General features: G+C 37.5%; 6 protein-coding genes and 5 pseudogenes. 5 read left to right on the top strand and 6 right to left on the bottom strand.

Annotated elements, in window-relative coordinates; translation table 11 throughout:
• Positions 1–271 precede the first annotated feature (271 nt).
• The 4 genes from AAZO_RS02900 to AAZO_RS02885 form a co-directional block, all read right to left on the bottom strand.
• Positions 272–544 carry a YlxR family protein gene (locus AAZO_RS02900; RefSeq protein ID WP_013190105.1) on the bottom strand — a complete coding sequence of 91 codons (273 nt, stop codon included), beginning with the start codon at positions 542–544 and terminating at the stop codon, positions 272–274.
• A gap of 152 nt (positions 545–696) precedes the next feature.
• Entirely contained in the window at positions 697–1,974 is a 1,278-nt protein-coding gene (nusA, locus tag AAZO_RS02895) for a transcription termination factor NusA (RefSeq protein ID WP_013190104.1), read from the bottom strand.
• A gap of 117 nt (positions 1,975–2,091) precedes the next feature.
• Positions 2,092–2,553 (bottom strand): ribosome maturation factor RimP, encoded by a 462-nt coding sequence (gene rimP, locus AAZO_RS02890; protein WP_013190103.1) that lies wholly within the window; start codon positions 2,551–2,553, stop codon positions 2,092–2,094.
• A gap of 251 nt (positions 2,554–2,804) precedes the next feature.
• Positions 2,805–4,220 carry a hypothetical protein gene (locus AAZO_RS02885; protein ID WP_013190102.1) on the bottom strand — a complete coding sequence of 472 codons (1,416 nt, stop codon included), beginning with the start codon at positions 4,218–4,220 and terminating at the stop codon, positions 2,805–2,807.
• Between the two features lie 253 nt (positions 4,221–4,473).
• Between AAZO_RS02885 and AAZO_RS28445 the strand changes: the two are divergent.
• The 4 genes and pseudogenes from AAZO_RS28445 to AAZO_RS02855 form a co-directional block, all read left to right on the top strand.
• Positions 4,474–5,271, top strand: a pseudogene (locus AAZO_RS28445) (IS5 family transposase).
• Positions 5,272–5,397: 126 nt separating this feature from the next.
• Positions 5,398–6,075, top strand: a complete 678-nt coding sequence (locus AAZO_RS02870) for a peptidoglycan-binding domain-containing protein (protein ID WP_013190101.1) — start codon at positions 5,398–5,400, stop codon at positions 6,073–6,075.
• Positions 6,076–7,720: 1,645 nt separating this feature from the next.
• On the top strand, positions 7,721–8,809 hold the full coding sequence (gene rfbB / locus AAZO_RS02860; RefSeq protein ID WP_013190100.1) for a dTDP-glucose 4,6-dehydratase: 1,089 nt from the start codon (positions 7,721–7,723) through the stop codon (positions 8,807–8,809).
• Between the two features lie 245 nt (positions 8,810–9,054).
• Positions 9,055–9,468 (top strand): annotated as a pseudogene (locus AAZO_RS02855) (sugar nucleotidyltransferase); the annotation flags it as partial.
• Between the two features lie 300 nt (positions 9,469–9,768).
• Here AAZO_RS02855 and AAZO_RS02850 read toward each other — a convergent pair.
• Positions 9,769–10,872: pseudogene (locus AAZO_RS02850) on the bottom strand (ISAs1 family transposase).
• A gap of 166 nt (positions 10,873–11,038) precedes the next feature.
• A pseudogene (locus tag AAZO_RS02845) lies at positions 11,039–12,004 on the bottom strand (IS701 family transposase).
• Positions 12,005–12,226: 222 nt separating this feature from the next.
• On the opposite strand from AAZO_RS02845, the pseudogene AAZO_RS43270 reads away from it, so the two are divergent.
• Positions 12,227–12,713: pseudogene (locus tag AAZO_RS43270) on the top strand (sugar nucleotidyltransferase); the annotation flags it as partial.
• Positions 12,714–12,727: the final 14 nt, after the last annotated feature.

Genomic DNA, 12,727 nt, shown 5'->3' with positions numbered 1-12,727 from the left:
GCCTTGACGCCGAACTGGGCTTGAGCGCTACCAGGTTACCATGCTTAAGTTTTTTGTTTTGCCGATTCTGAGTCTTCCACAACACAATCGAGTAAAACTTGTTGGGAGTATTGTTTTATAGTCCCTCTCTATTTTGGAGAGTCGCTTTACTTCTACACCCATTTACTATTTTGGCACTAACCCCAACGATACCAGAGGTTGTGATGAGAGCGCCAGTTATGAGACTTTCATCACAATCTTTTTAGAAATTACCGTTTTGGAGTTTTTCCAATTAAATCTGATTTTCTTGGGTATTGCTTACGGTTAGGCGCTGCCACAATGTTTGATACACTGTTTCAGGCACTGCTCCATGTAGCGACCGCCCTAATCTATTTTTTTTCTGCGCTGCTTGTAGGCAGCTAGTTTGTGGACAAATATAGGCTGAACGCCCCATGCCCTCATCTAATTGTACCTTTCCAGATGGAAAGAGGCGGACTATCCGCCAAAACTCTTCTCTTAGTCCTAGTCGGCGACAACTAATGCAACGCCGATAATTCGGTTTCATCGAGTTTTTACTCAGTCAGGTCAGCAATTCGTACTCTACTAAAAATTTAGTTTTTGTTATTTTTTCTTTATTGTGGCACCTGCTAAATGTTTTTTAATTTACATTTAAGGCTCGAAAGTGAACAGATAAGGCCTAGCAAAAGCTGTTTAGGATTAATCTTCGTCACCAGTGCCAAATCTATCATGCTCTAATTCTAATTCTTCTTGATTTTCATACTCTAGTTCCTCCATTTCATTTTCATCATCTTCCGGTTGATATTTTGCCCTGACAGCCACAAATTTAGTATCTTCTGCGCCATGGTCATATTTAGCTTTATCTTTAATGTCTATTTTCCAACCTGTCAACCTAGCAGCTAATCGAACATTCTGCCCTTCTTTCCCAATAGCTAAACTGAGTTGATCTTCAGCTACCAGTACGTGCGTTTGCCGACTTTCTGGGTCCATCAGCCGCACTTCATCCACTCGTGCTGGACTTAGAGCATTAGCAATATAAGTTGCTGGATCTGGAGACCAGCGAATTACATCTATTTTCTCACCCCTTAACTCATTGACTACTACTTGAATTCGAGATCCTCTAGCGCCAATACAAGCCCCAACTGGGTCTACATCACGATCGAGGGTATCTACTGCTATTTTAGTCCTTGGACCTACGTAACGGGAAGGCGGATTAGCTTCTCGTGCTACTGCGACTATTCGCACGACTTCATCTTCTATTTCTGGAACTTCGTTGGCGAATAAATAAACTACCAATCCAGCATCAGCACGAGAAACTAGTAGTTGAGGTCCACGCTGCTGACCTTGGGATACCTTTTTTAGGTATACCTTAAACGTGGCGTTGGCTCGATAATTATCGTTAGGTAACTGTTCTCGTTTAGGTAATTCAGCTTCTACTTCTGGTTGACCAAAACCACTGGTGACTGCCAATATTACAGACTGCCTTTCAAATCGTAAAACTCTGGCTTGTAAAACGGTGCTTTCTAAATCTTGGAATTCTTCTTGCACCATTTGGCGCTGTTGATCCCGCAATTTTTGCGCTAATACCTGTTTAGTTTGCATTGCTGCCATGCGCCCAAATTCACCTTGATCTGGGGTGACATCTAGCACCACTGAATCCCCTGATTGGGCTTCTGGTGCTACTTGTTGTACTTCTTCGAGAGAGATTTGATGGTCAGAGTTATTGACTTGTTCGACAATTGTTTTGGTAGAAAGAACTCGAAAGCCTTCTCCGTCAATATCCAGTTCTACTTCAAAATTATCAAAATAATCTTCATCAAATTGTTTGCGTTCTAAATTTTGGGCGCGGCGATAACGTTCGTAACCTTTAAGTAATGCTTCTCTAATAGATGATTGCACTGCCAAACGAGGTAAATTTCGCTCGCGGCTAATACTTTCAATTAATTCTTTTAACCCAGGTAAAGTAACCATTGACATAAGCATATTCTCCTTAACTTTTATGTCAGCAACCGCTACAAAGATTTTAAATTGAGAATTTTAGATAAGAATCTAAAATTCTCAATTTAAAATCTAAAATCTCTGGTCTAAAATTAGTTAGCGGCGCTCATCCAGCTGCACCCTAGTAACTAGGGGTCGGGGAATTTCAACTACACGACCTTTTTGGTTTAAGTAAATTTTTGTTTCACCCCGACGAATCAACTGACCTGTCCACTCTTGCTGTCCGTCGTAGGGTTGAGAAGTGGAGATAACTACAGGAAATCCTTTAAAGGAAATAAACTCCCTGTCTGTTATCAGTTGTCGCGAAATCCCAGGACTGGATACTTCCAATACATAAGCATCTGGAATTATCTCTGCCGCATCTAAGGAGGCTTCTAATACACGGCTCATCCGTTCGCAATCATCCAGACTGGTATCCTGTTGGGTATTACGGATGTCTACCCGCAAAACTGGCGGACGTTGGTTCGTGTGCAAAACTATACCAACAACTTCTAGTCCCAGTTGTTCTGCTACTGGTATCGCTAGGTCAATAATTTGTGGAACTAAAGGATGAGTCATGCGAGAATTCAATAAAAAAAGTGGGTATCTACCCACTTCCTGCGATAGGGATATCTTCCAAGAAGTCTTGTGACGAACCGTCGTCGGTTGGCCCCTAACATGAGTGTAGCGTATTTTTTCGGTTAGTCATTAGTCATTAGTCATTAGTCATTGAGCATCAGGAAAATTAGTTCCCTATCTCCCCCATTTCTGTCATCTTCTTCATCTTCCGCAGTCCCCTCTAGCTGTCCCGGATTTCTGGGAAAGTGCGTCTATTGACTATTCTTTGGAACAGATGCTTGAGATCGCATTTGTCTAGTTTGTTCAATAACTTGCTCAATATCCTCTTTAGATAGACGTTGAATGTAGTTAATTTTGACTTCCTCTAAAAAGTCGTTGAGTAAATTTTTAATTTCTACGATTACGTGTTTTTGCTGGATTTCTGAACCTATAACAGTCGTAAATTTCTCAACTAGGTGATTGCTAAGTTCGGCAGCGACGGGATCTTGAATGGCACTAACCAGTGTAAAATACAGATTAGTAGTAATTTGATTTGATAGTTGCTCACTGACTTGGGTTTGTGCTTTTCCTACTACTGGCAACATTAGCAGGTTTCGATAAACAGGAATTTGCTGAAAAGCGGTGTCAATATTGTGGCGTAAAATGGCATTGATTTCTGGCTGGATTTTGGGCAGAACTTGATTAACAATTGTTTGTACCAATAATCCTGCAATTGCTTCGACTTCATTTATATTATTAATATCTATGTCACTACGCTCTTTTTCTGGTTGCAATAGCCAGGGAGTTATATCACCTACTTGGATCCAACCTTGCATCTGGTTAATTACCCGCACCACAACTATTCCTGTGATTTCTTCGGCAAAATTGGCTACTATTCCTTGATGTATTTGCCTTCTGATTAAATGTAAACTAATCAACTGTGCTTTATCTAACCGCACCATGACTGGTAAAATTCTGAGCCAACGCCAAAAAGGAATTAGTAAAAATAGGTCATACCAACGCCACAGAATTGCTTCTAAGCAACTTAAATGGCTATTTTGCCGTTTTATATAGAAAGTGCGTGCCAGTAATTCCAAGCCAAATATGACTACAAATGGTAGATCAATTAGCCAGAAATTATCCAGTAATTCGCCATTTTCCCCTATTTTTCGATAATAGTTCGTTGCGATCGCAGGACGAATTTTCTGGGTGAAAAAATTAATTTCTTGAATCCAGCCACGTTTAGATAAATATTCTCGACTCCAAAAAGTAAGAAAAGCATTTTTTGCAGATTTTTGGCCAATGTGTTCCCGCATACGATTTTTGATTTTTTCCAGAGACCCACTCTTACCCACACCAGCAAAGGGGTTAGTTTCAATCATTTCAGTACTGAGACGACCGATTTCTTCTAACTTGATTTGTACTTGAGGAGATTTTAACCCCATTTGACTGACCTCTTCTTCTAATGCAGCTACTGTTTGTAGATAACTATTCGTATCTCGATGGGGTTCAATACCTTTAATTGGATCATAAATCTGAGTCATTTGGGGAACTTTTCGGAAGTAGAAATCCCGCCATGGCAAGTAACTTAAATCGAAGAAAACTAAACCTAAGTTAACAGTGCTAGTAATGGCTATTAACTTTTCAAACCATAGCTTGTGGTGCTTACGGGATTTGGGGTTACTCATTATTAGTGACTTAATATACAGGGATAAGATATTTCCTATCTTTAATACCAAGCATGGGTAGATAATCACTCCTGGTAATAAAAAATAAGACTATGGATAGATGCAAAAAAACAAAATATCCATAAATGATATTAGTTAATAATCAATTAAATTGAAATTAAGAGGCTATTGATAAAGTAAATGTAAAGGGGAGTAGAAAAGGAATGTCGGAAGGATAGGATACATAAAATGTAGTGTATTTACATAGCTACTGATGGAACGAAAGTCTTACCCCACAGACTTAACTGATATGGAGTGGGAAATCCTGGCCCCATTGATTCCACCAGCCAAAGAAGGAGGGCATCCACCCACAACAGATATGGGTGAAATATGTAATGCCATCTATTTTCATTTGAAAACTGGATGTCAATGGAATATGCTTCCAGGTGACTTCCCGCCAAGGTCAACGGTATATAGCTATTACAGGAAATAGCAGGTCCAGGGGATTTGGGAAAAATTCAACCATACATTGGGTGGTTAAGTTCGCTCGAAATTAGGTAAATCAACACAACCTACCGCGTTCGCCGCAGATAGTCAGTCAGTCAACACTGACCAAAGAAAGCGGATGTGTATGGTTTTGACGGATGTAAAAAGGTAAAAGGAAGAAAGGGGCAGACTTTAGTTGGTTGATAGCCTGAGACTTGTGTTGAAAGTTGTTGTTAGTGAAGCGAATGCCCCAGAACGAATACTTGCTGCCTATGCACTAATGGAACTGCTAGAGAAACCCACAGAATTATTGGAAAAAGTCCAAGTTTTATGGGTTGATTCCGGTTATGACGGTGATAAATTTGCACTTGCAGTTTGGTTCCTGATTCAAGCTCATGTTGAAGTCATAGGACCTACTGAGCAAGAATTTAAAGTTTTACCACAACCCTGGGTAGTAGAAAGAACATTTGGGTGGTTTAACCAATATCATCGTCTAAGCAAGGATTATGAGCGTTTAACACAAATGAGGGAAGGGGCTATATATGCCCTTATGGCTAGAATTATGCTACTTCCTCTTCTCTCCTAAACATTTACTTTATAAATCATCTCTAATCAAAATTGATGAATGATCGCAAAATGACAGCTTAAAGAAATTTAAGATACATTTGTTAGCATTTAGATTTTACTGATTTCATGTAAAGGAGTTGTAAGAATGTGGTGTGATTTAGGAAAATTAAGAACAACAGTGGCTTTAGTCTGTCTAGTCACAGTTAGTGCAGGAATTTCAGACATAGGTTTTGCAGTCCGTCAGCGTAATTATAAACCTCAAGAATTCCGGGCTGTCTTGCATGGGTTAGGATATAGTGTGAAAGTAACAAATGATGCACTGACAGATGAGGAAATTAAAAAAGCAATCAGTGAATTTCAAAAAGGTTATAAGCTGACTGTTGATGGTAAAGCAGGTCAAAAAACTCAGGCTTTTGCTGCGAACATAGTAAAAATTCTCCAAGGGAATTTAAATGCAGCACTGAAACCTAATCCTCCCCTACCCCGTGATCAGTTCTATAGCCCTCGGATGGAAAAATTGGTAAAAGAGTATCAGAAAAAGAATCAATTAACGGAAACTGGTATTGCTGATTTGGTACTTCGTCAAAAGTTGGATGAAAACGCCAAGAAAGCTATCGGACAAACAATGAAGCCGACAGCTAAACCAACCGTCAAGCCAACTACTAAACCAACCGTCAAGCCAACTACTAAACCAACCGTCAAGCCAACTACTAAACCCAAAGCTACACCAACCGTCAAGCCAACAGCTACACCTTCAACCACAACTTCAACTACGCCGTCAGCAGAATCGACGACTACACCTTCAACAAAAGCAATACCCTAGACTCATACTTTATTACTGAGTATATTTCCTACACTGGTTGCAAGCAATACAGTGTAGGATTATAGTTGGATTAGTTACAATCTAGGTTAGTCTCTCACTCTGTGTTATAGATACGGTAAATGTTGATTGATATATAACACTCTATACAAGACCTACACAATAAGGTGTGAAACTATGTTTCTTTATTTTCTATCCTTATGCCTAGAGCACGCTGCAAGTCGCTAACAGCTTTGGTAAGTGTGGTTCGTTTTTCCGTTATCAATACATAAGTGCTAAATATAACCAAGTTTACTATGATACATAAAAATATTATGTATACATGCTATATACCAGATATTTATATGTCAAGTTTCTTTATACTATTGCTACTCACATAGATAGCTATAAAAGTTAAGTGAACTTCTACAATCACTTGTAATTTCATCTTAAGATGAAAATTGCCACTAGATGACAAATTCGCAGCTTTCTATTATTATTCCGATGAGGGAAGGTATTCAACATTCATGACTACAAGAACTCTTAAAAGTTCAAGGTAGCACTGAGTTTATTTTAGTTTATCCACCTCATGTCTGTTTTATCGCTATTAGTGATCCTCGCTTACGTCAAATCATCAGTCCCCTACGAGGAGAACTCATTCAAAGAGTTACTACTTTACTTAATGCATTAGGAAAATACCTTCTCTCCATTAATTGAGATGAATATCTGCATACAAATATTATTGAACTTACAGAAGATTATTTTACAAACTTTTCTGATAGCTATTTCTTCAGATTAAATCAAGTTCAATTTCCTTTTAACAAAGCACCCATTGATAAACCTTGGGATTTATTACCTAATATTCAAAATATCCAAGTCAGAAAGCGTGATGTTTCAAAAAGTTACTCCGACGAAGAAAATAAATATACAATGAGAGAAATTCCCCTTGTTCCTTGTGATAATAAACTAGACTTCTTAGCAATTCTTAGGGGCATAGAGATGAAAAAGGACCTCATCAAGAAAACTTTGACAAGAAGGTTTGGAAAAATGATCTTGTTCAAGAAGCACTCAAGGGGACTTAACCGAACTTTAATCTATTTGGACCATTTAAATATATTCCTTGTTAGACAGCTGACCGATTGATGGGATTATATCTACAGGCAAGATTGTTTGAGCCGGGAAAAATAGCGGGTCATTTGCTACCTTTACCGAAGCAAGTTTGTACTGAGGACAATCTTCCGAACTAACCACGAAGAAATCGATGTTATGTATTAGCTCACATCCTATTATTAAGACAACTTAGAAGTTTTGGCTATATTGAGAATTTGGCAATATTCGATAGAGGTGGGATTTTTATGGTCTGGTTTCCCAAGGATAGACTAAGAGGGTGTTTGAAAAGTCATGCTGTAGCTTGCTTCCCTTAGGGTACGTAGCGCAGCGAAGTGAAGAATCTCAGATTAATTAATTAATCAAACCCTAGATTCTTCATTCCGCTTTGATCCACTCAGAATGACAAATTATACCTTTTCGAAGTTTTTAAACATACACTAAGAAAAATTGCCCAAAAATTAGGCTTGAAAAAATCCTAAACCAGAGATGATATCTCTATTATTAAAATTACCAAAATTCCCTTGAACTCAAAACATAAAAATAGGATGAATAAGTTTATATGTCAAATTTAAATAAAAATGATTTGCCAACTTTATTAGTAACAGGTGGCGCAGGATTTATTGGGGCTAATTTTGTCCTCCAAGTTAGAAAATTCAAATGGGCTAACATCGTTAATTTAGATAAATTGACTTACGCTAGTAACCTCCAGAACCTAGCAGAATTGCAAGATGATACCAACTATTATTTTATTCAAGGAGATGTTAATAATTCTGAATTGCTAAGTTATTTACTAGAGAAATATCAGCCAGATGCCATTATAAATTTTGCCGCTGAAACTCACGTTGATCGTTCAATTATTAGCCCACATAATTTCATCCAGACTAATATAGTGGGAACATTTGAATTATTAGAAGCGAGTAAGGCTTATTGGCAAAAACTCACATCGCCAAAAAAAGAAAAGTTTCGCTTTCTGCACATATCTACTGATGAAGTATATGGTTCTTTAAGTTCAACAGATCCAGCATTTCGAGAAGATACACCCTATGCACCCAATAGCCCCTATTCTGCTTCTAAAGCGGCTGCTGACCATCTCGTGCGCTCCTACTATCACACATACAACCTACCTACTTTAACAACTAATTGCTCGAATAATTATGGACCTCTGCAATTTCCCGAAAAACTGATTCCTTTAACCATTCTCAATGCTTTAAATGGTAAATCTCTACCTATATATGGTGATGGTCAAAATATTCGAGACTGGCTTTATGTAAGAGATCACTGTGATGCTATTTATCTGGTTCTGATAGAAGGCTGTATTGGCGAAACTTACAATATCTGTGGCATGAATGAACAAACAAATTTGGTAGTTGTGGAAAAGATTTGTGCCATTCTTGATAAATTAGCACCTAAAGATAATTTTCAATATTCTTCTCTAATTTCTTTTATTAAAGACCGTCCTGGACATGACCGCCGTTATGGAATTGATTGTAGTAAAATCAGCAAAAATTTAGGTTGGAAACCAAAAGAAAATTTTGATGTTGGTCTATTGAAAACTGTGCAGTGGTATCTGAATAATTCGGCTTGGGTAGACTCTGTATGTACAGGTACATACCAAGGTTGGATTAAACAAAATTATGAAACTCGTTGAGGAAGAAATCAACCCCTCCGGGGAATTGAAAGTTCAAAGCTCAAAATTCGAAATAATCTCTGGGGGCTTGAACCTGTTACTGATTACTGACCACTGAATTTCGTTTAGTGGAAGCCTGTACTCACAATTGGTAAATTGAGAATTCTGTCTTCATCTTATTGGTGCAGCCGGCTGTAAGCACCATTTTGGATTGTGACTCTTGAATTCTTTATGAATAATTTATTCTGCTATATAAGGATAGTAAAATGAAGGGTATGATTCTAGCTGGTGGTTTTGGTACAAGACTTTATCCTTTAACTCAAGTTATCAGTAAACAGTTAATGTCTGTTTATCACAAAGTAATGATTGACTATCCTTTATCGGTCTTAATGTTGGCTGGAATTAGGGAAATCCTGATTATTTCTACTCCCATTGATTTACCTCCTTTCCAGCGACTTCTTAAGGATGCTAGTCAATGGGGTCTTAAGTTCATTTATGTTGAACAGCCTAAGCCTGAAGGTTTAGCTCAAGCTTTCATATTAGGAAAAGATTTCATAAGAAATAACCCAGTATACTTAATTTCGTGAGACGATATATTTTATGGACATGGTTTAACTGAAGTCCTGACTCGTGCGTCTGAACTCCAACATGGAGGGTTGGTTTTTGCTTATAAGGTCAGGACTTACGCAACTGGCACAAATAGCGGGCGGGATGTAGCCCAGGGGAAACGCACGTTATTTCCTAATAAAAACTAATGAGGATTTTAAAATCATCTATATATATAAGTGCAAAGCTTGATGGATATATAAACAAAATCAATCACTTCTTTATTAAGCGATGAATTAGCTTATCTCTAATTGAATAACTCTTAGCTAAGGATAAATGAGCTAACTATTCATCCATAAATAAGTAAACTTATCTGTAAAAATAAGTAGAAGAAAATATTAAGTAAATTGTTGACAAGTTAGTTGAGGCTAAAGCTAAAACTCTTTCTCAAGAGTTATTATCCATTGCTGCCAAAAACTGTTTATTTTTATCCCCCGCTTCACGGGGTTCTCTTTACCCAAAAGATCGACTGCTATCTGCCGCATTACTGCAAAGTTTTGTTGAGCATTATCTTTCCTAATCCGGCAGTCATCTTGTTTTAAAGCTACATCTAATACCCAATGCAATGAATTTTCTATTGCCCAATGGCTGCGGACAGAATTAGCCAATTGTTATCCATTTGAGTCAAGACTACTAATAAAATAACGAGTCTCTACTGTTGTTTTATCATCCACTTGTCCGATAGGTTCTACCATCCCAACACTTTTTAGATTTGACCAAACTGAATCAGGATCAAGCTGAAACCCAAAGTTGCGGATTTCATGAAGACCATGCCCTGTTTCTTCGGGTTTATATGTGCTATGTTGAAGCTCTTGAAAACCTGTACTTATCCCTGACTTAAATAGCTGTTCTACTGACTCATACAGATTACCTTGGTTCTTTTTTAAAGTAATTACATAATCTGCATTTTCTTGCGTAATTAACTTTACTATGTCTTTGTGACACCTGATGGCATAAATCCTGACAATACATCCAGCTAATTCTAAAACCTTTAATAATTCGGGAATTGCTGTAATTTCATTTGAGTTCTCATACACCTTCACCTGTCCCAACACTAATCTATTTGTAGTTGCCCATACACTTACCATTTGGATTGCACTCTAGTGACTATTTTTACCATGAGAACTACATAAAGTTTTCCCGTCAATTGCCACAACTTCACCATCCCTTATCTTATGTACTGATTTCATCCAGTTCAAAAAACAATTTTGAAATTGTTGCGGATTCAATTGTGCAAATACCCTTCCAAATGTGTCCTGGGACCGGAGCCCATTTCCTAGTTCTAAAAAGGTTTTTAACCACTTATATTTTGTGCAGCCATACAGTTCAATTGCCACCTAACTATCTGCTCCACAAATTACTGCACAAATTCCAATGGTAAGAATGTCAATTAACTTGTGTCGTTTCCTCCCCTCTACTCTTGGATCTTCCATCTGTGCAACGTGGTCAGTAATCTTGATTGTGGGCTTGAGCTTCACACTTTTTGGGACTTTCTTCTTCTACTTTTACAATGACCTTACCATCAGAGCCTCATTGGTCAACCTCTATATCATCAGCCCTCCCTACCTTTCTCGTTTCTTAATATATGTACTATATTTACATGCGTTCGCCCTGGGATGTAGCCCTGGCATGCAATAATTGAACTCAAACCAAGCACATAGGAAGACTTGGGTGTTTTAGTTGCTGAGTTAAATAATTAGAAAGCAATCTATGCTTGATTTGATAAACAGTTTGACCAGTTTGATAGGCTAAATTCTTTAATCTAATCCAAACCAACATTGCATAAGCAATATGATTTATTTGAAGCCTAGCTTTACGACATTGACAAGATTCAATGCCACTTATTTGTTTAATCTCTCGGTGAAACTCCTCGACTTTTCAACGAATTTTACACACCTCTTGTACAACATTCGTAGAACTTTGAGATAAATCCTTAGTAGCGACATAATCCGTTCTGTTGGTAGAAACAGCAACCCGGAATAGTTTCACTTTTTTCTGAGCGGGAAACCCTTTAATTTTTATAATTTTACCACATTCTAACTCTTCAGTACTCCATTCTCATAATTCAATAGGTTTATCTTTTTCTTTGGCAAATGTATCATCAACTAACCGATCCTTTTTTAAAGGGCAATAATAAATTTTGTCTAAGCTATCAATATACAGCATGAGACTGTTTAGTGCGTACCATGTGTCCATCAGAACAGTATTAAATGGGAAAAGCTGATGATACACCAGTTTTTGCAGCATATCTTTCACATGGTCTATCTTGGTTTTACCATCCACATCAGAATTAAAAATGCGGTAATCTATTACCCCAAATCTTTGAACTTTAGGATTCACATATACACAACTGACTACACCAATTCCTTTGAGTATGCCATGTTCATTACCACTATATTGTCTCCTCACCATCTCTATTTCTTCAGAATATCTTTTGTCTAAAACACTATCATCAAATATGATGTACCCATTACCATCAGGTTCTACTACCTCTTTCACCTTATCCCATAGTGAACGAGATGTTAACTTTTCGGTTTTTAAATAATAGTTAATTGCATTATAGCTAATACTTTCTAAATGCTCTGCTAAATTAGTAATTGTATAATTAATTTGACTACTTCATAAGTATTGGCAGTAATCAAGTTTAGTAAGTCTCATTACCGTCAGGAACATTTATCTAATACAATCTCCTACCTATTTTCTCATGAATATTTCAATAATGTTTCCTGTTGCAGCTACTTCTGATGGGTTGATAAAGCTTTCCATATCCGATTTATTTAATACCGATGTACTATATTTCACCCATCGCCTGTCCCAGTTGCCTAAGTCCTGAAGGTGACAGAACCTCGAAAGTATAGTGTGATTGAATTTAACGCTGATGGTAAAGCAATTAGGATAGAAGAGAAACCGAAACTTCCTAAATCAAAATACGCTGTTCCTGGTATTTACTTTTATGATGATCAAGTTACGGAAATTGCTGCTAGTTTGAAGCGTTCTCCTCGTAATGAACTAGAAATTACTGATGTGAATTTAGCCTATTTTAGATCAAGGTCAATTACAAGTGGAAATTTTAGGACGGGGATATGCTTGGTTAGATACTGGTACACATGAATCTTTGCATCAAGCTTCCAATTTTATCCGGACTTTGGAACAAGGACAGGGGCTGAAAATAGCTTGTATTTAGGAAATTGCATATCTTCAAGGATATATTGATTCTCTTCCGTTGTCTTACTTGGCTGAATCTATGGGTAAAAGCAGTTATGGTCTTTATTTAAGGAAAATGCTAGAAGATGAAATTGCTTCTAATCTAGAAAAATAGATTCTCTAACCATG

This window comes from 'Nostoc azollae' 0708 (assembly GCF_000196515.1).
Taxonomy (GTDB): domain Bacteria; phylum Cyanobacteriota; class Cyanobacteriia; order Cyanobacteriales; family Nostocaceae; genus Trichormus_B; species Trichormus_B azollae.
This window is presented reverse-complemented; position numbering and strand designations above follow the sequence as displayed.

Bases quoted from the DNA above. Each gene is read 5' to 3' on its own strand.
- AAZO_RS02900 (WP_013190105.1), bottom strand. From the start codon at position 544: ATGAAACCGAATTATCGGCGTTGCATTAGTTGTCGCCGACTAGGACTA.
- nusA (WP_013190104.1), bottom strand. From the start codon at position 1,974: ATGTCAATGGTTACTTTACCTGGGTTAAAAGAATTAATTGAAAGTATT.
- AAZO_RS02870 (WP_013190101.1), top strand. From the start codon at position 5,398: ATGTGGTGTGATTTAGGAAAATTAAGAACAACAGTGGCTTTAGTCTGT.
- rimP (WP_013190103.1), bottom strand. From the start codon at position 2,553: ATGACTCATCCTTTAGTTCCACAAATTATTGACCTAGCGATACCAGTA.
- AAZO_RS02885 (WP_013190102.1), bottom strand. From the start codon at position 4,220: ATGAGTAACCCCAAATCCCGTAAGCACCACAAGCTATGGTTTGAAAAG.
- rfbB (WP_013190100.1), top strand. From the start codon at position 7,721: ATGTCAAATTTAAATAAAAATGATTTGCCAACTTTATTAGTAACAGGT.